The sequence below is a fragment of the Flavobacterium sp. B330r genome, from assembly GCF_056824325.1.
This window is the reverse complement of the sequence record NZ_CP124860.1, coordinates 4,862,133-4,884,445: the sequence shown is the minus strand read 5'-3', so window position 1 is coordinate 4,884,445 and position 22,313 is coordinate 4,862,133. Positions and strand designations below refer to the sequence as shown.

21 protein-coding genes are annotated in these 22,313 nt (G+C 32.9%); 9 read left to right on the top strand and 12 right to left on the bottom strand.

Going from position 1 to position 22,313, the window contains the following annotated elements; translation table 11 throughout:
- Window positions 1-308 precede the first annotated feature (308 nt).
- From dnaN to QLQ95_RS21755, 5 genes are all read right to left on the bottom strand, one after another.
- The gene (gene dnaN / locus QLQ95_RS21775; RefSeq protein ID WP_482501644.1) at window positions 309-1,427 is read right to left on the bottom strand and encodes a DNA polymerase III subunit beta; all 1,119 of its coding nucleotides are present in this window, start codon (window positions 1,425-1,427) and stop codon (window positions 309-311) included.
- A 107-nt stretch (window positions 1,428-1,534) separates the two neighbouring features.
- Window positions 1,535-3,220, bottom strand: coding sequence for a gliding motility-associated ABC transporter substrate-binding protein GldG (gene gldG / locus QLQ95_RS21770; RefSeq protein ID WP_482501643.1), 1,686 nt, complete (start codon window positions 3,218-3,220; stop codon window positions 1,535-1,537).
- Window positions 3,220-3,945, bottom strand: a complete 726-nt coding sequence (gldF, locus tag QLQ95_RS21765) for a gliding motility-associated ABC transporter permease subunit GldF (RefSeq protein WP_095930017.1) — start codon at window positions 3,943-3,945, stop codon at window positions 3,220-3,222. The genes gldG and gldF overlap by 1 nt, the downstream gene beginning before the upstream one ends.
- 147 nt (window positions 3,946-4,092) lie before the next feature.
- Window positions 4,093-4,389, bottom strand: coding sequence for a putative quinol monooxygenase (locus QLQ95_RS21760; protein WP_095930016.1), 297 nt, complete (start codon window positions 4,387-4,389; stop codon window positions 4,093-4,095).
- Between the two features lie 188 nt (window positions 4,390-4,577).
- Entirely contained in the window at window positions 4,578-5,405 is an 828-nt protein-coding gene (locus QLQ95_RS21755) for an SAM hydrolase/SAM-dependent halogenase family protein (RefSeq protein WP_095930015.1), read from the bottom strand.
- Between the two features lie 261 nt (window positions 5,406-5,666).
- On the opposite strand from QLQ95_RS21755, the gene QLQ95_RS21750 reads away from it, so the two are divergent.
- The 8 genes from QLQ95_RS21750 (at window position 5,667) to QLQ95_RS21715 (ending at window position 12,044) form a co-directional block, all read left to right on the top strand.
- The gene (locus QLQ95_RS21750; protein ID WP_095930014.1) at window positions 5,667-6,617 is read left to right on the top strand and encodes a PhoH family protein; all 951 of its coding nucleotides are present in this window, start codon (window positions 5,667-5,669) and stop codon (window positions 6,615-6,617) included.
- Window positions 6,618-6,753: 136 nt separating this feature from the next.
- Window positions 6,754-7,242: a hypothetical protein gene (locus QLQ95_RS21745; protein ID WP_095930013.1), complete on the top strand. Its 489-nt coding sequence runs from the start codon at window positions 6,754-6,756 to the stop codon at window positions 7,240-7,242.
- A gap of 12 nt (window positions 7,243-7,254) precedes the next feature.
- The gene (locus QLQ95_RS21740) at window positions 7,255-7,617 is read left to right on the top strand and encodes a DUF1801 domain-containing protein (RefSeq protein ID WP_095930012.1); all 363 of its coding nucleotides are present in this window, start codon (window positions 7,255-7,257) and stop codon (window positions 7,615-7,617) included.
- Between the two features lie 138 nt (window positions 7,618-7,755).
- Window positions 7,756-8,586, top strand: a complete 831-nt coding sequence (locus QLQ95_RS21735) for a Cof-type HAD-IIB family hydrolase (protein WP_482501639.1) — start codon at window positions 7,756-7,758, stop codon at window positions 8,584-8,586.
- Window positions 8,587-8,700: 114 nt separating this feature from the next.
- A complete protein-coding gene (locus tag QLQ95_RS21730) occupies window positions 8,701-9,294 on the top strand; it encodes a hypothetical protein (RefSeq protein WP_482501637.1) in 594 nt (197 codons plus the stop codon).
- A gap of 91 nt (window positions 9,295-9,385) precedes the next feature.
- Window positions 9,386-10,339 carry a phosphoribosylaminoimidazolesuccinocarboxamide synthase gene (locus QLQ95_RS21725; protein ID WP_320494991.1) on the top strand — a complete coding sequence of 318 codons (954 nt, stop codon included), beginning with the start codon at window positions 9,386-9,388 and terminating at the stop codon, window positions 10,337-10,339.
- 31 nt (window positions 10,340-10,370) lie between these two features.
- Window positions 10,371-11,504, top strand: a complete 1,134-nt coding sequence (locus tag QLQ95_RS21720; RefSeq protein ID WP_482501635.1) for a glycoside hydrolase family 26 protein — start codon at window positions 10,371-10,373, stop codon at window positions 11,502-11,504.
- Between the two features lie 144 nt (window positions 11,505-11,648).
- Window positions 11,649-12,044, top strand: a complete 396-nt coding sequence (locus QLQ95_RS21715; RefSeq protein WP_482501633.1) for an ankyrin repeat domain-containing protein — start codon at window positions 11,649-11,651, stop codon at window positions 12,042-12,044.
- A 69-nt stretch (window positions 12,045-12,113) separates the two neighbouring features.
- Here QLQ95_RS21715 and QLQ95_RS21710 read toward each other — a convergent pair whose 3' ends face one another.
- Window positions 12,114-12,650 carry an SRPBCC family protein gene (locus tag QLQ95_RS21710; RefSeq protein ID WP_482501632.1) on the bottom strand — a complete coding sequence of 179 codons (537 nt, stop codon included), beginning with the start codon at window positions 12,648-12,650 and terminating at the stop codon, window positions 12,114-12,116.
- 387 nt (window positions 12,651-13,037) lie between these two features.
- Here QLQ95_RS21710 and QLQ95_RS21705 point away from each other — a divergent pair, with 387 nt between their 5' ends.
- Window positions 13,038-13,418, top strand: coding sequence for an ankyrin repeat domain-containing protein (locus tag QLQ95_RS21705; RefSeq protein ID WP_095930005.1), 381 nt, complete (start codon window positions 13,038-13,040; stop codon window positions 13,416-13,418).
- A 164-nt stretch (window positions 13,419-13,582) separates the two neighbouring features.
- On the opposite strand, the gene QLQ95_RS21700 is transcribed toward QLQ95_RS21705, so the two are convergent.
- The 6 genes from QLQ95_RS21700 to QLQ95_RS21675 all read right to left on the bottom strand — a co-directional run bounded on the left by QLQ95_RS21700 (window position 13,583) and on the right by QLQ95_RS21675 (window position 22,308).
- Entirely contained in the window at window positions 13,583-16,681 is a 3,099-nt protein-coding gene (locus tag QLQ95_RS21700) for an efflux RND transporter permease subunit (RefSeq protein WP_482501630.1), read from the bottom strand.
- A 4-nt stretch (window positions 16,682-16,685) separates the two neighbouring features.
- A complete protein-coding gene (locus QLQ95_RS21695; protein WP_482501628.1) occupies window positions 16,686-17,771 on the bottom strand; it encodes an efflux RND transporter periplasmic adaptor subunit in 1,086 nt (361 codons plus the stop codon).
- 12 nt (window positions 17,772-17,783) lie between these two features.
- A complete protein-coding gene (locus QLQ95_RS21690; RefSeq protein ID WP_095930002.1) occupies window positions 17,784-19,031 on the bottom strand; it encodes a TolC family protein in 1,248 nt (415 codons plus the stop codon).
- Between the two features lie 84 nt (window positions 19,032-19,115).
- Entirely contained in the window at window positions 19,116-20,477 is a 1,362-nt protein-coding gene (locus QLQ95_RS21685; RefSeq protein ID WP_482501626.1) for a HAMP domain-containing sensor histidine kinase, read from the bottom strand.
- Window positions 20,474-21,154: a response regulator transcription factor gene (locus QLQ95_RS21680; RefSeq protein WP_095930000.1), complete on the bottom strand. Its 681-nt coding sequence runs from the start codon at window positions 21,152-21,154 to the stop codon at window positions 20,474-20,476. The genes QLQ95_RS21685 and QLQ95_RS21680 overlap by 4 nt, the downstream gene beginning before the upstream one ends.
- Window positions 21,155-21,219: 65 nt before the next feature.
- A complete protein-coding gene (locus QLQ95_RS21675) occupies window positions 21,220-22,308 on the bottom strand; it encodes a M42 family metallopeptidase (RefSeq protein WP_320495002.1) in 1,089 nt (362 codons plus the stop codon).
- Window positions 22,309-22,313: the final 5 nt, after the last annotated feature.

Below are 22,313 nucleotides of genomic sequence, written 5' to 3'. Positions count from 1 at the left end.
TCGCTAAGTTTTATGTTTATTTTTTTTAGAATGCTAAGCACACAAAGCTTTGCGAACTTTTATTCTTTATAAAGACCTAGAGAAAAGGAAACTTAGCGCACTTTGCGTTAAAAATTAAAGAAAAAGCATATCAACTTGAAACCTGAGACTTGAAACCTGAAACAAAATAAAAAACCGCAACTCTTTATGGGAATTGCGGTTTCTAGGTATAAAAAATGGTTGGTTAATAGCGATATCTTTTTTTTTACAATGATAGATCTTTTATTTAAAACTAAAAAATATCCCTGTAACAGAAAGAAACTTTAATGTTAACTATTTAACATTACAGGCATTACAAGCATTGTTACTGTTTCTCCTTCTTCTAAACCATCGACAGGCGTTAAAATACCAGCTCTGTTTGGTAAAGACATTTCAAGCATAATCATGTCAGACTGTAGGTTTGTTAGCATTTCAGTTAAGAAACGAGAGTTGAAACCAATTTGTAAATCATCACCTTGATAATCACAAGTCAATCTTTCTTCTGCTTTGTTTGAGTAATCGATGTCTTCGGCAGAAACGTTTAATTCTGCTCCAGCAATTTTCAAACGAATCTGGTGTGTAGTTTTGTTAGAGAAAATCGCAACACGACGAACAGAGCTTAAGAATAAAGAACGGTCAATCATTAATTTGTTTGGATTTTCTTTTGGAATTACCGCTTCGTAGTTTGGATATTTTCCATCGATTAAACGGCACATTAAGATATAATTGTCAAATGAGAAAGTCGCATTTGAATCGTTGTATTCAATTTTTACTTCAGCATCAGAAGTACCTAAAATACTTTTTAAGATATTTAAAGGCTTCTTTGGCATAATAAAATCAGCTACTTGAGAAGCTTTTACATCTGTACGAGCGTATTTTACTAATTTGTGAGCATCTGTTGCTACGAAAATCAATCCTTCTGGTGAGAACTGGAAGAAAACTCCAGACATTACCGGACGTAAATCATCGTTTCCAGCAGCAAAAATAGTTTTGCTTACAGCAGTTGCTAAAACTTCAGCAGGAACAAGTGTTACAGATGGGTCTTCAAGACTTACCGCTTTTGGAAATTCTTCTCCTGCAGCATAAGCCAACGCATATTTACCAGAATTTGAACTGATTTCTACTGTATTGTTATCCTCAACAGTAAAAGTTAACGGCTGTTCTGGAAAAGTTTTTAAAATTTCAAGCAAAAGTTTAGCTGGTACAGCTACGCTTCCTTTACTTGTAGAATCGATTGATAATGTAGCTGACATTGTCGTTTCAAGATCTGAAGCCGAAACTGTCAAGGCATTATTGTCTAGTTCAAATAAAAAGTTATCTAAAATAGGAAGTGTATTGTTGCTGTTAATAACACTACCTAAAACTTGTAATTGTTTTAATAAGTACGAACTCGATACTATAAATTTCATCGTCTTTTGTTTTATTTTTTGCTCTTTTTCTCAGTTTTTCTTCAACTAAGTAAGGTTTTACAAATATATCGTAAACATTCTTAGTTTCGCAATTTTTTTATTAACATCTATTTACTGTACTTTCTTTTTCTAAGAAAGGTAAATACAAGTCCAAACACTAATAAAATTAGAATTGGAACTCCGATAGTTATGAATTGGGTAATACTATAGCTTTCGTAAACTTTTTCTTTATCTAATAAAGGCAGTTCTACATCTTTGCTTCTAATGTTAATAAGTCCAGTATCATCAAGAAGATAATTGATACAATTCATTACGAAGTCTTTATTATCATATAGATTTCCTGTTCTTTGGTCATAACCTAGTTCAACTGGCATCATGTTTTTATCCAATTGATTTCTTGCAATGTCTCCGTCAGCAACCACAATCATTTTATTTGGTTTTCCCTGTGCTGTAAAAGAATTGTCTTTAAAAGGCAATACTCTGTTTTCAAAAGCAGAATGAAAAGAACCTTCCAATAAAACCGCTAATGGTTTATTTCCTTTATTCAAATAATCCTGCGGAGTTGTTTTTTCTGTAACCATGTTCAGGTTAACTTCTACAGGAGAACCAATTGTTTTAGAGTATTGGGAAGATTGCAATAAAACGGTTTTCTTGATTCCGTTTTTCAAAGTGTCAATCGGATTTGTGAAATCGAATTTAATTCCGCCTAGATTTTTAACAATAGGGTGTTGGCTTGTTGGAAAAACCTGAGGAGCAAACTTCCAGATAAAATCCTGATATTGTGTAGCGCTTCCTTGTTCGCCAGTAGCCAATTTTATCGGAGTTCCCTGTTCGTCTTTAATTAAATCAGGATTAATTCTGAATCCGTATTTAAAGAACATATCGTTTAGATTTAAATCTCTTGGATATGCCAGAGTTGCGCCCATATCATTATACAAACTATCCATATCGGCAGCGACTTGGTCAATTAGCCAAAGCGTTTTTCCGCCGTTCATAATAAACTGATCCAGAACCTCTTTTTCTTCGTCAGAGAATTTTTCTGTTGGCTTAGAAATAATGGCTAAATCGTATTTTTTTAATGCATTTAAAGTCCCATTCGGATCTTTAGCAACAGAATCCAAAGTGAAAGGGCCAATGAAATAGCTTTCGCGAATTTGCATTAGCATTTTTGCAACGTGAACTTCGTTCAATTCGCCATTTCCTTTTATAATCGCAACTTTTTTCTGTTTGTCTTTTGTGATTTTATTGATAGCATCGGCAATAGAATATTCTAAATGTTGAATTGATCCGATTACTTTCTGAGTTGTAGAAGCTCCCATTATATTTTTTAATAATGGAATATTAACTTCTTTGTTATTATAAACTGCAACTGCCCAAGGAAAAACCATTGCTTGAGATTGTTTTCCTTTGTCGTCGACTGTAATATTTATTGGAGTTAATCCTTTTTGGAAAAGCGATTTTGTCAATTCATCGCTTTCTTCTTCATTTTCTAAAGGATCGACAAATTCAAAAACAATATTGCTGTTATAGGCTTGAAATTCTTCTAATAGCTGTTTGGTTTCCTGCTGCAAACGTCTAAAATCTGCAGGAAGATCGCCAGCCATATAAATTTTTATAGAAAGCGGATTCTGAACTTGTTTTACAATCCCTAAAGAAGTTGGCGATAAGGTATAACGTTTGTCTTTGGTTAAATCAAAACGATGAAAAAAGAGTGTTCCGAAAACATTTAGAACAACTAAAATAAAAATAGTGATGCCTAATGTCTTTAAATTTTGCTTTGTAGATAGTTTCATTAGGCTTTAAAAGATTTTAATTGGTAAACAGTAAAAGACAAGAAAGCGATAGCAATGCTTAAGAAATAAATAATATCTCGAGTATCGATGACACCACGGCTCATACTTTTAAAATGATTCTGCATTCCTAAAACCGAAATAAAATTGTTTGAACCAGGTATTAAAGTAGCCAGCCCTTCGAAACCAAAATAAAAGAAAAAGCATAAGAAAACGGCAACAATAAAAGCCACAATCTGATTTTCGGAAAGGGTAGAAGTGAAGATTCCGATTGCGGAATAAGAAGCAATTAGAAATAACAGTCCGAAATAAGAACCAATTGTGCTTCCCATATCAATATTGCCTTCTGGCGAACCTAAATCTGAAATTACTTTTACATAAATTAAGGTTGGAATAATGGCTAAAATGATCAACAAAAATGAACCAAAAAATTTACCATTTACAATTTCCCAGATTGATAAAGGTTTTGTCAAAAGTAATTCTAAAGTTCCTTGTTTTTTTTCGTCAGAGAAACTTCTCATGGTTACTGCTGGAATCAAGAAAATTAAAATCCATGGCGCCAATGTGAAAAACGGAGTTAAATCGGCATAACCTGTATTTAGAATATTATAATCTCCTTCAAATACCCATAAAAAGAGTCCGTTGCTGATTAAGAAAATCGCAATGACCAAGTAGCCAATAGGAGAACCAAAAAAGGATTTTATTTCTCTTAGAATTATAGACTTCATATATTTTGTTTCAAGTTTTTTCTAACCGCAAAGAACGCAAAGTTTTACGCAATGTTCGAAAAGTTTTTGCTGAAAGCTTTGCGAACTTAGCGTTTTTATAAAGCTTGTTAAGAAAAAAACTTGCGTTCTTTGCGGTTAGATATCATTTTAATTTAAACTCACCAATTTATCAACGCTCCACGCTTCTGGTTTTGCATTGAATAGTTTTTTTGTAAAATCCCAAACGGTATTAAATAGTTCAGAGTTTCTGTAATTTTCTAAATCTTCTTCGGTTTCCCAATAACTGTAGGTAAAAAAGATGCATTTATCATTTTTGTCCTGATACAATTCTAAAAAACGATTTCCTTCGGCATTTCGTATTTTCTCTTTCACCGATTCAAAATTCTCCAGAAAATCTGGTATTTTTTCTTCGTGAAAACTCATTTTTACTATTCGAACAAACATGTATTCAATTTTAGATTTTAGACTGTTGATTTTAGATTTTTTGAATTGCCTAAAGTCTTACAGGTGCGCAAAAATACCAAATTTGATTGTTGTTTTTATAAAAAAATAAAATTCCAATAGAGAAATTCCAAATTCCAAAGTTTAGCGTTTTCAAATCTAAAATCTGAATTCTAAAATCTAAAATTAATTTACGAGAATTTAATCGTAATCACATCACGGTAGTTCAACCCAAGGAGACTGTTTGCGGAACCCACTTTAGAAGGATTGCTTCTAAAAATAGCAATTTCCAGAAAACCGGCTTCATTAAAAATCGCCAGTTTTTCTCCTTCATACGTTTTAATTGGGTATTTGTCTGAAGTTGCGATAGCCGAATAATTGGGCAGAATGGTTTTGATGCTTTTTGGACTCATCACAATTTCGTACGGACGTCCGCGTGAAATTTCTAAGAATTGTTTTTTAGAAATATTCGTTACCACGTTTCCAAAATGATCGATGTAAATGATGTTTCCTTTTATTGAATTTCCATCGTCGGCTACAAGAGCTTGCAATTCGGTAGCTTCTTTAATAGATGAAATCTCTTTTCCAATTACATTCAATAAGCCACCTCTAGATAGGTGAGAAGCTACTTGAATAAAAATATCCAAATCGGTAGCTTCAATTGGGAAGCGATCATGGATATTAATTGCGACAATTTTCTGAGGAACAATTTTTTGCGTCAGCATACTCAAGATTCCGTTATCGGCACAAATAAAATAATGATCGTTCCACTGCATAGCAATGTGCTGGTTTTCTTTATTACGCTCAATATCAACGCCAATAAGATGAACTGTTCCTTTTGGAAAGCTCAAATAAGCGGCTCCAATAATATAACTTGCTTCGGCAGTATTAAAGGGATCAATGTCATGAGAAATGTCAATGATCTGAACTTCTGGATTTTCAGAAAGTATTTTACCCTTCAGCGACCCCACAAAGTGATCTTTCAAGCCGTAGTCTGTAGTAAGGGTAATTATTGACATAATTTTGTTTATAACTATTGATAGTATTTAAATCTAAATTTCATTAAATTTGAGAAATGCAAAGCTAATAATAGTAAACACAAATTGAAAGAAAGAAAAGACAATTTGTAATTTTTAAAGCATTTGCAAGTTACAATATTCAGTAACACGTATTTAAGTTTATTTTGATAAAACTGAAAACCGCCACTGAATACGGTGATTAAAAAAAGACCCGACAACCACTAAATATTAAAAGGAATTTTTAATTTAAAACTACTTCATTTGAACGAAAGAATAATCGAGCTAGTAGATATTGCACCAAAAGAATTTTGGGGCGCGCAGGACAGCCATTTAGAAATCATTAAAAAGTATTACCCGAAGCTTAAAATCGTAGCGCGAGGGACAACTTTAAAGGCATTTGGCGAAAAAGAAGTTTTAGACGAATTCGAAAAAAGATTTCAAAGATTAATGCTTCATTTTACACGTTATAATAATATTGACGATAATGTAATTGAGCGTGTAATTATGAGTGATGGTCAGGAAGAAAAAAGAGCTTATGATCATGATAAAATCTTAGTTCATGGTGTTGGCGGTAAGATTATCAAAGCAATGACGCCAAATCAGCAATTGCTGGTTGATACGATTAAGAAAAACGATATGGTCTTTGCTATTGGTCCTGCTGGAACCGGAAAAACGTATACCGGTGTCGCTATGGCGGTTAAAATGCTAAAAGATAAAGAGGTAAAAAGGATCATTCTAACGCGTCCAGCGGTTGAAGCGGGAGAAAATCTCGGATTTCTTCCTGGGGATATGAAAGAAAAACTAGATCCTTACATGCAACCATTGTATGATGCCTTGCGTGACATGCTTCCGAATGAAAAATTAGAGGATTATATTTTGAAAGGAATAATTCAGATTGCGCCACTTGCCTTTATGCGTGGGCGTACGCTTGACAATGCCTTTGTAATCCTTGACGAAGCACAAAACACCACACATTCACAAATGAAAATGTTTTTAACCCGTATGGGAAAAAACGCCAAATTTATGATTACGGGTGATCCAGGACAGGTCGATTTGCCAAGAAGAACTATTTCTGGTCTTAAAGAAGCTATTTTGGTTCTAAAAGATATTGACGGAATCGGAATTATTTATCTAGATGATAAAGATATCGTTCGCCACAGATTGGTTAAAAAGGTGATTGACGCTTATAAACAAATCGAGAATCACGATTAATAATTATTGTAGTGAAATGTTAAATGTAAATCGTGAATTGTGTTTTAACATTTATTAATATTCGTTTTGTACGTTTCTAGTAAAGGTGCAAAACGAATATTTTTTTTGAATTAGAGATTAATCAAACGAGATTTAAATGAAAATTAGAATATCGATTTTAATATTATTTATTGGTTTGCTTTCATGTGAAAAAAAAGAAATCCCAAAAAACAAGTTTGTAGGCACTTGGTATGATACGGAATATATTGTTCCAGGCAGTCATTTGTTAAAGATAAATAAAGACAGCACTTTTTCTTATAAAGGAGCGGGGTGCGACTGGAGAGTAATTTCTAAAGGGAAATGGAAACTAGTAGGGGATTCTATTGAATTAAACAGTACAAGTAGCGATACATGTTATCGAATGTTTCCATATACAAGATGTATAAAATTTGGTGAAACCAGAAGAAAAGATACGTTGACTATTCCAAATTGTAATACTAGCCAAAATGCTGACTTTTTAATTTTCTCAAAAGAAAGATTCTATCTTAAAAATGATTCTTTAGTTTATGAATTTAAAGCTAGTTCTAATTGTCCAGGTTATGACACCTTAAAAAGAGTTTATGCACATACCAAGAAAATTAGATAAACGTATTAAAAAATGAAACAACTAGATGATTTCTACCTAAACCAAGAAGAACCTATAAAAGGATTATTCTTGGCATTAAAAGAAATCATTCTAAAACAAGATCAGGATATTACAAATACTTTAAAATACGGAATGCCATTTTTCTGTTATAAAGGAAAAATGTTTTGCTATTTATGGATTCATAAAAAATTCAAAAAGCCTTATATGGGAATTGTAGAAGGAAAACATTTTGATGAGCCTTTTTTGATTCAGGAGAATCGTTCGCGAATGAAGATTATGATGTTTGATAGTAATGAAGATTTACCCTTGGATCAGATTGAAACGATAATTCAAAAAGCAATAAATTTATATAAAACAGGAATTGTTAAGATTTAAAATGTTTAAATAGCAATATTTAACGGAATAGTTAAATAAATAATAAACTTACCTCAATTTTGGCTTTCAAAGCCTGTAATCTTTGTCTAACCGAGCTTAAAGCCGTAAATTTGCAATTCTAAATATTGGAATATTAATATGACAAAACTTAAAAATATAAAAGTTGTAGTAAGTGACCTTGACGGAACTTTACTCAACCCACAACACAGAATTTCAGATTACACCAAATCAATTTTTCAAGAACTTCACAATCAAGGTTATTTTATTGTTGTAGCTACAGGCCGTCATCACCTTGATGCCATGGCTATTATCGAAACACTTGCGGTACCGGTTTATTTGGTAAGTTCGAACGGAGGTAGAATTCATTCGCCAGATAAAGAAGAACTTTTTGCTTTTAATTTGGACAGCGATGTGGTGAAAGCGGCATTAAATATCGAAATCGATCCAGATGTTACGGTTGTGTTATTTAAGGAAAACGTGTGGCAGACTAATAAATGGAATGAGAGATTAAACTCTTTTCAAGCCGAATTAAAATATCGTCCAGAATTAGTAGATTACAAAACTATAGACGATTTCAAGGCAATTAAAATCTTCTTTTCATGCGATAATCACGAGAAATTGGTAAAAGTGAGAGATGCTGTTTTAGCCAATTCTTCAGAGCATTTGCATCATGCTTTTAGTTTGCCAACTTGTTTAGAATTTATGGACAAATCGGTAGATAAAGCGGTTGCTATTGCAAAAGTGTTAGAAAAAGAAGGATTTACGATGGAACAAGCGGTTTCGTTTGGCGATGGTTTTAACGACTTGCAAATGTTGTCTGCTACCGGAAGAGGATTAATTATGGGGAACGCTCCTTCAATTTTAAAAGATGCTTTGCCAGATTTAGAAGTAATTCAAACCAATGCAGAAGACGGAGTTGCAAAATATATTGCCTCTAAAATTTTAGATAAAGAGTTTGCAACAACTTAATTCAGAATGTTTTATGTTCATTTTGTTGCTGAATATTAAATAATAAGTTATTTTTATAAGAGCTAATTCGCAAAGAGTTAGCTCTTATTTTTTTAACCTTAATTTGTTTTAACAATGAAAAGATTTTTACTTCAAGTTGAACGAAATTGTATTTCGGGAGCATTGGTTTTATTACCGCTTTTAGTTTTTTTTATTTTGTTAGAAAAAGTTTGGAAGTTCTTTCAGAATTATGGAGAAAAATTTGCGCACTTTCTTCGTTTAGATCTGGTATTAGGGAAATATGCAACTGATATTGCTGGCGGGATTATTTTAATTGCTCTTATTTATTTCAGCGGTTTTTTAATGCGATTATCTCTCTTAAAAAGATTTACAAAGTGGGTAGATGAGAAATTAATGATCTTTCTGCCAGGTTATGAAAAGAATAAAAAAGAAGCAGAAGAAAAGTTATTAAAGCGAAATAGTAAACCAAAACCAGTTACAGACTTGCCGGTTTTGTTTAAAAATGGAAATTTCTGGCAACCGGCCCATTTAATTGAGGAAGATGAAATGGGAAATGCCGTAATTTTTTTGCCCAATGCACCAGCGCAAAACGAAGGGCAAATTTTAATTGTACAATCAGGAGATTTTAAAAAGTTGCCACAAACGACAATTTCTAGTTTAGACGAGTCAATAAAATCTTTTGGCAAAGGAATTTTAAGCTTTAAATAAATCAGTTAAAATTGAAGTAATATTTTCTTTGTTTGCTCTGCCAAATAGTTTTAAATTTGCATTCATTAAAAACAACACAACCAAAAGGATAATGAGCAACACAATCACAACTACAGATTTTAATTTCCCGAATCAGAAATCAGTTTACCGCGGAAAAGTTAGAGAAGTTTATAATATTAATGATGAACTTTTAGTAATGGTGGCAACAGATAGACTTTCGGCTTTTGATGTAGTTTTGCCAAAAGGAATTCCGTACAAAGGACAAATCCTGAATCAGATTGCAACAAAATTTATGGAATTGACGCAAGATATCGTTCCAAACTGGCTGATTGCAACTCCAGATCCAAACGTTGCTGTTGGACATTTATGTGAACCTTTTAAGGTAGAAATGGTAATTCGCGGCTATTTATCTGGTCATGCAGCTCGTGAATATGCTGCAGGTAGAAAACAAATCTGCGGTGTTACTATGGCCGAAGGCTTAAAAGAAAACGATAAATTCCCAGAACCAATTATTACGCCAACTACAAAAGCAGATAATGGTTCTCATGACGAAGATATTTCTCGTGAAGATATTCTAGCAAAAGGAATTGTTTCTGAAGAAGATTATTTGGTTTTAGAAAAATATACTCGCGCTTTATTTCAAAGAGGAACTGAAATCGCTGCAAAACGCGGATTGATTTTAGTGGATACCAAATATGAGTTCGGAAAAACAAAAGACGGTGTTATTGTTTTAATTGACGAAATCCATACTCCAGATTCTTCGCGTTATTTCTACGCTGACGGATATGCTGAAAGACAGGCTAATGGAGAGGAGCAAAAACAATTATCTAAAGAATTTGTTCGCCGTTGGTTGATCGAAAATGGTTTTCAAGGTCAGGAAGGACAGCAAATTCCGAATATGACAGACGAATATATCGAGTCTGTTTCTGAAAGATACATCGAATTGTTCGAGAATATTTTAGGAGAAAAATTTGTAAAAGCTGATATTGACAATATTGATCAACGTATTGAAAAAAACGTATTAGATTACCTTTCTTCAAAATAGTAATTTCGGGTTTAAACTAACGATTTAAACCATGAAATTTATAACCCAAAAAAATGCCCTGCTAATTGTATGTTTTACAGCAGGGCATTTTCTTTTTGCGCAGATTGATAAAAATGCGACAAAGGAAACTAAAAACTTATATCAGAATCTTAAAACTATTTCCGAAAAGCATATTCTTTTCGGGCATCAGCACGCGCTTGAATATGGACATGGATGGAGTAATGAGCCTAATCGTTCAGATGTAAAATCGGTTACGGGTTCGCATCCTGCCATTGTTGGGATTGATTTTAGTGATTTTTCTGGTCGTTCCAAAGACCAAATTGAAAAGACTAAAGATTTATTGCGAAAAAATGTAATCGATACGTATGAAAGAGGCGGAATTACAACTGTTTCTTGGCATTTTAATAATCCAGCTTCTGAAGGAGGATTTTATTGGAAAGAAGGAATTTCAGCTGCTTCCATGTCTTTGATAAAGCCCGGAGGTTCTCATCATGAGGAATACAAAGAGATTTTAAAAACTATTGCCGATTTTGCACATTCTGTTAAAGCAAAAGATGGAAAACTTTCCCCGATGATTTTCAGGCCCTTTCACGAATTTGATGGCGATTGGTTTTGGTGGGGGAGAACGCATACTTCTCGAGAAGATTTTATTGCGGTTTGGCAGTTTACGGTTTCTTATTTAAGAGATACTTTGGGAGTTCATAATTTTATTTATGCTTTTTCTCCTGATAATAAATTTAATTCTGAAGCAGAATATTTAGAGCGTTATCCAGGTGATGAATTTGTTGATATGCTTGGCATGGATGATTATGGAGATTTTGGAAGAAATGGCAAATACGATCTAGATGCTGGACTAAGAAAACTTAAAATATTTTCTGATTTGGCTATAAAAAAGAAAAAATTAGCTGCATTTACAGAAACTGGACTAGAATCAATTCCTAATGAAAAGTGGTGGACAGAAGTTTTACTTAAAACTTTAAAATCCCAAAATCTGCAATTGGCTTATGTTTTAGTTTGGAGAAACGATGTTACAAGTCCAACGCATTATTATGCGCCTTTTCCGGGACAAGTAAGCGAAAAAGATTTTATAAAATTCTATGATGATCCTTTTACTTTATTTGAAAAGGATTTGAAGAATATTTACAGCAAGAAATTTAAGATGTAGTGTATCTTCTACAAATTAAGAACGCAATTTAGGTCAAACTAAATTGCGTTTTTTTATTTTTTTGAAGTAATCATGCAACCTTCTCGAGTTTTAAGTCGTCTAATTAGTAAATCATCATCATCAATCATTTAACAAACAATCATCATGAAAAAATCAGTAGTTATTTTAGGATTATTTTTCCTTGTTGGAAATGTTTCAATTGCATCAAATTCGGCATTTGCAGCTAAAAATCAAGTAGAATTTTCAGTTTATGGAAAATCTCCATTGCATCTCGCAATCAGCAAAGGCGATATTGATGCCGTTAAGAAGTTCGTTTTGTATGGTACCAATGTCAATAAAATGGAAAATAATATGACGCCATTAATGGTTGCTGCAAGATTTAACCATTGTGATATTATTAAATTATTACTTGCGAATGGAGCAGATTCCTCAATCGAAAATTCACAAGGTTTTACCGCTTTACATTATGCAGAGTACGCAAAATCAGCAGATTCGATTACTATTTTGAAGACGCTAAAAGAGAATCGTAAGAATAAATAGTAAATAGAAAAAGAAAAGTGCAATTCAAAAAAAACGGAATTGCACTTTTTATTTTAGAATGATATAATGTTATTCCATTTTCTCTTTTAAATTTTCTAGACCTTTTTGCAGATCGTTTCCAATCATTTGATCCATTTTTAGCATCGGAAGCATAATATTTGTTGGATAAGGAATTACACCGCTGATTCCCCATTTTACTTTTGTCTGATTTTCCGAAACAGGTTCGGTAGACATAAATCCAACTGCGGTATCTTCCATAGGCTTTTTAAAACGAAGAGCAAAATCCAGACGTCTATTTTCTGTTATTTTCGTAATCTCTTGTTCTCCAACTCCAACTTCTTTTACATTACTTTCCCAAGAAGATACAGCACCTACTGCACCATCAGTACCTTTATAAGTAATCCTTATTTTTGGATCCCTATTGGCCCAAACACTAAACTCATTTTGGTTCTTTAATGATCTGACATATTTAAAAATACTATCGGCAGGTTTGTTGATCGTAATTTCTCTTTCAACCGAATATTCCTTCGGCATAAAGTAGGCAACAATTAAAACAATCGAAATGAATAAAATTAAAATAACTAGTAATCTTTTAATGAAAATCATGGTTTTTTGTTTTTAAGGTTAGTGTTTTTTGGATAGATTTTTTTTGCTTAACAAAGAACTATAGGGCTTTTAGATTGAAACGTTATCTTTTTGATTTTTAATTCTATAGTAAATTTAAAAAATTATTTGAGAGTTTGAAATGAGGGGGGGGGTACAAAAAAGATTAAAAATAAATAAGATTTATTGTAACATTTTCTTTTTTATGTAGTCTATTATAGTAAAACCAATAATTTGGTAACGTTTGGGTTCTTTAATTATCGTTTTATTAAGTAAGTGTTAAGAATTGGTTAAAACATGGTACTTTGTAATGCATAATACGATAAAATGAATTACTTTTACATCAGAAATTAAAATCATCAATAATCAATTAATAAACAATCAATCATTATGAAAAAATCAGTTATTTATTTAGGACTAGCCTTGGTAACATTTGGAAATGTAGCAATGGCTTCAAACGGAGTTTCAACTGTTAAAAATCCAATTGAACGTACAGGTTATACAGCAAACCCTTTAAATGTTGCTATTAGCAAAGGTGATATTGAAACAGTTAAGAAATTTATTGAGTACGGAGCAGATGTAAATTTAATCTCAGAAGATCTTACTCCATTAATGACAGCTGCACGTTATAACAAATTTGAAATCATTAAAGTTTTATTGGCAAATGGCGCAAAAGCTAGTGCAAAAAATGAAAATGGTTTTACTGCATTGAAATATGCAGAATTATCAAATGCTTCAGAATCTATTGCGATTTTGAAAGATCTGAAATAACAGTATAAAAAAGTTTTGAGTTAGTAGAAAAAAAGACCTTTGTGAGCAAAAGGTCTTTTTTTAGTTTTAGAATGAACTCTAAAATAAAAAAGCATCATTATAAAAATGATGCTTCTTCTTTTTTAAATCCCAACAAATTGATTTAAAACTAAATATTTTGATTGCTATTCTATTGGCACATCTTTTTTTCTATTGAATACCCAGAATAAAATTGGGAATACTAATAAAGTTAAGACTGTAGCCGTCATTAAGCCACCGATAATTACAATAGCCAGTGGTTTTTGAGATTCTGAACCAATTCCTGTAGAAATTGCAGCGGGCATAAGACCAATAGAAGCCATTAAGGCAGTCATAACTACAGCTCTTGTTCTAGCTTTTACTCCTCTAAAAATAGATTCTTCGAGCGAGAATTTTGCTTTCAGATTATGATGGAATTCAGAAATCAGAATAACTCCATTTTGAATACAAATTCCTAAAAGAGCAATAAATCCAACCCCAGCAGAAATTCCGAAATTCATTCCTGTAATATGAAGCGCAATGATTCCGCCAATAATGGCAAATGGAACGTTAGCAAGAACAAGAAGAGAATCCTTAAAATTTCCAAATAGAATAAATAAAAGAACAAAAATTCCAATTAAACTTATCGGCACCACTTGTGCTAAACGAGCACTAGCACGAACTTGATTTTCAAATTCTCCTGTCCAGCCTGTTGTGTAACCTGCAGGAAGTTTTAATTTATTTACTTTTGATTGTGCTTCGGCAATGGTACTTCCTAAATCTCGATCACGAACAGAAAATTTAACGCCAATAAAGCGCTTGGTATTATCTCTGTAAATAAATGCCGGACCTGTAATGGTTTTGATGTCGCAAATTTCTTTTAAAGGAATTTTGATTCCGTTAATCGTTGGAACTTTAATTTCTTCCAAATCTTTTTCGTCTTTTCTATATTCTTTTGAAAAACGAACACGAACATCAAATTTTTTCTCATCCTCGTATTTTTCAGTTGCTGTTTTTCCTCCAAAAGCTAATTCTAAAACCGCTTGAGCATCACTTAAAGTTACTCCATAAGCAGCCATTTTTTCTCGATCAAGAATAACGCTTATTTCTGGCTGACCAACATTTCTTAAAATACCTGCGTCTTTAATACCTGGAATATTTTTAATCTGTGCCAAAACTTCATTTGCGAGCTGATCCAATTTATTCAAATCATCGCCATAAATTTTAACCGCATTTGATGCTTTAAATCCCGCTACCGATTCTGCAACGTTATCAATTACAGGTTGCGAGTAATTGTAGGTTATCCCTTGGTGGACTTTTAGTTTTTCATCCATTTCATTAATCAATTCATCCATAGAGATTTTACGTTTCCATTCTTTTTGCGGAATTAAGTCTACTTGTAGCTGAATAAACCCAAAACCATTTGGATCGGTTCCGTCATTGCTTCGTCCAGTTTGCGATAATACCTTTTTTACCTCTGGAAAACTTTCTAAGTCTTTTCTAATTATTGCCGCTGTTTTAACACTTTCGGGAAGAGAAGTACTCATTGGTAATTCGGCAGTAACCCATAATGCACCCTCATTTAATTGAGGTAAAAATTCTGTTCCTAAGAAACCTGCAGAAAAGAAAACCCCAACTAGTAACGCCGTAGAGGCAATTAGAGTTTGTACTTTATGCTTGAATGTCCATGCAAAACCTTTAGAAACAATTCGATCCCAAAAATTAACAAACGGATTGTGTTTTTCTTTTACATTTTTATTCAATAAAATATGCGAAAGAACAGGTACTAGAGTTAGTGTAAATATAAGCGCTCCCAACAATGCAAAACCTAATGTAAAGGCTAGGGGAGAGAACATTTTTCCTTCTACTTTCTGGAACGAGAAAATAGGAAGCAAAGCTGTGATAATGATTAACTTTGAAAAGAAAATGGCTTTACCCATTTCAGTTCCTGTTCTTTTGATCAAGCTTCCTTTGGCAATTTTATTAAATTTCTCCATGCCCAATTGATGCGCTCGATGATCTAAAACTACAAATAATCCTTCGACCATTACAACGGCTCCATCAATGATAATTCCGAAATCGACAGCACCTAAACTTAATAAGTTGGCGCTCATTCCCATCATTTTAAGACATAAAAAAGCAAATAATAAAGAAAGTGGAATTACAATTGAAACTGTAAAAGTAGTTCTCCAGTCAGCCATAAATAAGAATACCACAACCGTAACCAGAATAATACCTTCAAATAAGTTGTGCATTACTGTTTCGGTCGTAAAATTCATCAGATTATCACGATCGTAGAAAGTTTCAATTTTAATATCTTTTGGCAAGACATTATCATTTAGATCTTTGATTTTTGCTTTTATAAGGGCAAGTGTTTCTTGAGGGTTTTCACCTTTTCTCATTACTACAATTCCTTCAACGGCATCGTCATTATCTCCAAGACCAGTCTGACCAACTCTTGGCATTGAACTTTCATAAACTTCTGCTAGATTTTTAACTAAAATTGGATTTCCGCCAGCATCATCAACAATAATATTTCCAATATCTGCCTTTGATTTTAGTAAACCAACACCGCGAACAACAAAAGCTTGTCCGTTTTTCTCAATAACATCACCTCCCACGTTTAAGTTTCCTGCATTTACTGCATTATAAACTTGTAGTGGCGTAATATTATATTTGGCTAGTTTAATTGGATCAACTCCAACTTCGTATGTTTTAGTTTGTCCACCAAAAACGTTTAGATCGGCAACACCAGGAAGAGAACGAAGCTGTTTATCGATTACCCAGTTTTGATACGTCAATAATTCTCTACTGTCTCTGCTGTCACTTTTTACAATATACCTAAAAATCTCGCCTGTTGGGCCATAAGGAGGCTGTACGTCTGGTTCTACATCATCTGGAAGTGAAACATTCTTCAATAAATTGTTTACTTGAAAACGAGCAAAGGTATCGTCAACACCATCGTCAAAAATAATTTTTATAACCGATAAGCCAAACATCGTAATGCTTCGAACGCTTGTTTTCTTTTGAACAGAGTTCATCGCAATTTCAATTGGAGAGGTTACAAAACGCTCTACCTCTTCAGCACTTTTTCCATTCCATTGCGTGATTATGATGATCTGTGTATTGGTAACATCTGGGAAAGCATCGATAGGCATATTTTTGAATGAAATAAATCCAGCAACAGCCAATAATCCTACCCAAAAGAAGGTAAATGCTTTATTCTTTAAAGAGAAAGCAATAATGTTTTTTATGAATTTGTTCATGTTCTTAGTTGTTTAAAGCACCATAAATAAATAGCTGATTGTTTGTGATTACTTTTTCATTCTCCTTTAATCCGCTTGAAATGTAAGTAGTATCACCAACAACTCTGTAAACTTCTACTTGTCTTGTTTCTATATTATTACGGTCTTTGAATACCACAACAAAGTTTTTACTTTTATCAAAAACAATTGCTTTACTCGGCACGGCTATCATAGATTGATTTTCATTGAAAGACAATTTAATATTAGCATTCATATCTGGCTTAAGCATATAATCTGGATTGCTTAATTTGATTCTAGCCTGCATTGCTTTAGTTTCTGGATCAATTACATTGTAGATTTTGTCTACTTTTCCTTGAAATATTCTATCTGGGTAGCTTAAAGTAGTTACGGCAGCAGAAGTTCCTAGTTTTACTTTATTGATGTCAATTTCATTAATATTGGCCATTGCCCAAACTTCACTAATTTCTGCAATATCAAATATGTTTTCAGAACGGTCGTTACGCAAAAGCATATCTTGATTAATGCTTTTTTGAATTATAAAACCGCTTATAGGTGCCGTTACTTCGTAAATAGATCCCGCTTTGATATTGTAAATTTTATACGTTTCTTGAATCTTGCTTAATTGCGACTGCGCTTTATTTACTTCAGATTTTGCTTGGAGAACATCGCTTTCAGAATTTAATTTACCATCAAACAATTCTTGAGCAACTTTTAAATTATTCTTAGCAACAAGCAAATCACTTTTAGCATCTATAGCTTGTTTTTCAAAATCGGCTACATCGGTACTTTTTATCGTTGCCAGAACTTGTCCTTTTTTTACATAATCCCCAAGTTCAACATTTACCTTCATAACATTTCCACCAACTAGCGGGTAAACATCAATCATTTTATTGTTGTCAGCAGTAATTTTTCCGTAAAAACTAAGTTCATTTTTTAACGGCTGAGTTTTAGCTTCGGCTGTTGTAGTGCTTTTTAGCATAGTATTACTTAAAACAAAAGACATATTTGTTTCAGGATTCTCTACTTGTTTTTTGCAGCCTGTTAGGGATAGACTTGCAATTGCGATTCCTATGAATAATGTATGTTTCATTTCTTTGCTGTTTTAAAATAAATCTTTGTTAATGGTACTATTTAATTCTTCGCCGGCTATTACTACTTTTTTCTTTAATTCGTTTAACTGAATTATGGCCTGATTGTAGCTTTCCATAAAATCGGTAAATTCTAAAAGGCTTACATTTCGTTTCTGAAAATTGGTAAGCATTCCATTGTAAACGGCTTCAAAGTCTGAGTTTACCGTTGGCTTAATCACACTGTAGTTTTGTCTCGATTCATCCCATTTTGTCCAAGCCGAAGTAATTTCAGTTTGAAGTTGCAGTTCAAAATTCTGTTTTTCAACCTTAGATTGTTCTAAAATAGTTTGGGCATACTTAATGTTTCCTTTGTTCTTATTCCATAACGGCAACGGAATCCCAACACTAACATTGGCTTCGTTGTTGAAAGCTCCACTTCGCTGATCATAATTGGCTCCTAAAGTAAGATCTGGAATCGCAAGTGATTTCTGCCATTTTACATTCAATTCATTAGCTTCAATCTCTTTTTGTTTTGCTAAATAATCAGGTCGATTTGCAATAGCTTGTTCTTCAAAGCTTTTAAGATCAAAAGCAATAACTTTTAAATATTTATTCGAATCGTCTTTGCTAACAGAAGGAATTACATTTTCAGTTTCATTCAACAGCAGTTTCAGATTAGCTTGTTCATCTATATTATTGTTTATTACTTCCAATCGTTCATTTTTGAAGTTGAGATACAACGATTGTAAACGAACAACATCCTTTAAAGGAATATTCCCTTTTTGAGCTTGAACTGAATAAGAATTGATCAAATTTTCGATATGAGCTAACTGTTTGTCAGTATTTTCAAGGTTTTTAGTGTTGTAATAAACGGTGTAAAAGCTTTTGCGCAGCTGTAGTTTTAAAGTGCGCAGTAAATCATTGAATGAAAGTTCTGCCAATTGCGCATTGGTTTGTGCAAGTTTGATTTCATTACGCTTTTTACCGCCAAGATAAATAAGTTGCTCAATGCCAAATACTTTTTGACCCTCTTTGCCTATGTCAAAAAACTTATCTCTTTCTGGGTTATATGCATTCAGTTCGGCTGTTATTACGGGGTTTTCCCAAATGCGCGCCTGAATGGCTAGAGCTTTTGATGCATCGATGTTGTATTGCGATGCCAGCAAGAATAAATTCTTTTTTAAAAATTGGCTTTCACAGTCCTGAAGAGTGACTGTTTTTTGCGCTATTGCAGTCTGATTCAAAACTGCAAATAACAGCAATGCGAATAACTTTTTCATTGTATTGATTTTGAGTTATACAAATATGCTATCAACAGGCTTTAGGGGAGCTTAAAATCTACCTTAAAAATAGCTTAAAAAAGTTTACAATTCGAAAAATAATTGAAATAAATTCGTGTTAATATTTGGAGTTGAGTAGATTATGTTAGCTTTGTGAACCGTGAGAATACGATGAACAATTCTTAAGCCAAGTCCAAAGCCAGAAGTTTTTTTTGAATTTTGCCCACGCATAAAAGGCTCAAAAAGATTTTTTTGTTCTTCTTCGTGTAAAGTGTCTCCGGTATTCGAAACAGAAATGATAAGATGATAATGGTCAGTGCTTATTTTTACTTTTGCTTGTTTATTGTCTGAATAGATGTAGGCATTTTTTAAGATATTAGTTAAAGCAATTTCCAAAAGATTTTTGTTTCCTTTTATTTCCAAAGCAGTATCCAGATCATCACTTTCTTCCATTTCAAAAAGAATAACAAAATCGGGAAATGTTTTGTTGATTTTTTCTATTGAAGAAAATAAAATTTCATCTAGACGCTGAATTTCGATGTTTTCTGTATTTCTATTGTCAATTTTTGAAAGAATAAGCAACGAATTAATTAGTTCGCCCAAATGATTAACATCAGCCAATATATTTTTAAGGAAAGAATTATTCTTCGGTTTTAGATCTGGATCGGCAATAGCGTTTTCAATCTGAGAAGTCATTCTAGAAAGCGGTGTTCTTAATTCATGTGAAGCATGAGCAGTAAATTCCTTCTGTTTTTGATACGAAACTTCAATTCGATCCATCATAAAATTAAACTCATCGGCAAGCAGATCGACTTCATTTTTGGTGCTGTTGGATGCAATTCTGGTATCGAGATTATTTTCGTTAATGTTTTTTATTTTTTGATGAAAAGCAAGAAGCGGATTCATCGCTTTTCTAACCATAAAAGAGGTTAATAGCCAGCAGATCGTAGTAAAGAAAATATATGAAACAACTAATGTGTACCTTAAAAAAAGTAATTTCTTTTTTCCATAATCATCAGTTGCTGATATCAAAGCATAAAAGTCCTTGTCGTTTGTATCATAAAAAACGCCATAGACTTCATAATCTCCTTGTTGCTTAAAAAATGTTTTATTCTTTTTTAAATATTTCAAGTCTTCAACCGACCAATTAATTTTGGCATCGTCAATACTACTATAGATTAGCTTATAATTAGAATCGAAAACTAAGGTTTTCTCGTCATATAGTTTATTGATAGAATTTTGATCTATTATTTTTAAAAGCTGGTTATCGATCTGTTTGACATTCACCAATAATTTGATGTTCGATAAAGCTTTAATTTCTAATCGATCACGGAACTCTTCTTTTCTATAATTAGAATACAAAATGAATATCACTGTAGATGCCAGTCCGAAAAGGATGGTAAACAGTAAACTTACTAAAAGTGATATTCTATTTTTTAATGTCATTCTTGATCGCTTAGATAATAGCCGTAGCCAACTTTGGTACGGATAAGTTTTATTTCGTGATCTTTGTCTATTTTCTTTCTCAAAAAGTTAATGTAAACTTCAATGGTATTTTGATTGGTTTCAATATGATAGTCCCAAAGTTTTTCAGCAATAAATTGTTTCGAAAGCACTTTTCCTTTGGCATGAGCCAAAATTAAAATCAACTTAAATTCTTTCGGAGTAAGTTTAATTTCTTCATTAGATCTAAAGACCTTCATATCTTCTTCAAAAATTTCTAAATCTTTGATTGCAATTTTGCTTTCTATCTGCTGCGGAACTTCCTTTCGTCTTAAAAGAGATTGTACTCTAGCGTATAATTCTTCAAAATGAAATGGTTTAACTAAATAATCATCTGCGCCACTATCAAAAGAAGATAGTTTATCTTCGATTTCACTAAAAGCAGTCAGCATGATTATTGGCGTTTTATTATCGATTTTACGAATGCCTTTGCAAACTTCTATTCCGTTTAATCCAGGGACATTGATGTCAAGAATAATCAAATCGTATTCGTACGGAAAATATTTTTTCAGTAACAACGAACCATCATAATAAGCAATACACTCGAACTTCTTAGAGGTAAAGAATGCTGAGATTTCTTTAGACAAAGTAAAATCGTCTTCGAGTAGTAGTATTTTCATTCTTGAAGGAAATTTATAAATTCGGCCATTTTGAGAAACAGCCGAATTTAATATAAGGTATTGTTTTAATTGAAATAAGAGAACGTCTCATTGTTCTCAATTTTCTGTAATGACTCATAAATCAATTGAATAACATTTTCAACATCCTCTCTATGAACCATTTCTACAGTTGTATGCATGTATCGCAAAGGAAGCGAAATCAATGCAGAAGGAACACCTCCATTACTGTAAGCAAAAGCATCAGTATCTGTACCTGTTGCACGAGAAGTAGCATGTCTCTGAAAAGGGATTTTGTTTTCTTCGGCAGTTTCTACAATCAAATCGCGAAGTTTATTCTGAATAGCAGGAGAGTACCCAATAACAGGACCTTTCCCCATTTTAAGGTCGCCTTCCACTTTTTTATCAATCATTGGAGTAGTGGTGTCATGGCAAACATCGGTAACAATGGCAACATTTGGTTTTATTCTGTGTGCGATCATCTCGGCACCGCGAAGACCAATTTCCTCCTGAACAGAATTTACAATATATAAACCAAAAGGAAGGGTTTTATTGTTTTCTTTTAATAAACGAGCCACTTCAGCAATCATAAAACCGCCCATTCTATTGTCGATCGCACGGCAGACAAATTTGTTTTCGTTCAAAATCATAAATTCATCCGGATAAGTAATAACACATCCAACATGAACGCCTAAAGCTTCAACTTGCTCTTTATTTTCGCAACCTAAATCAATAAAAATATTACTTAATTTAGGAATCTCTTCCTTGTCGCGCAAACGAGTATGAATTGCAGGCCATCCAAAAACACCTTTAACGATTCCATTTTTAGTATGAATATTGACTCTTTTAGAAGGAGCAATCTGATGATCAGAACCACCATTTCTAATAACATATATTAAACCATCTTCCGTAATATAATTTACATACCACGAAATTTCATCAGCATGTCCCTCAATAACCACTTTATAGGGCGCGTCAGGATTGATTACTCCAACAGCAGTTCCATAAGTATCCGTTATAAAAGTGTCAACATAAGGTTTCAAATACTCCATCCAAAGTTTCTGGCCTTCACTTTCGTAACCAGTAGGAGAAGCGTTATTTAGGTAGCTTTCTAAGAATGCTATAGAAGTCTCATTTAAGATAGAATTTGTGCTCATAAAAA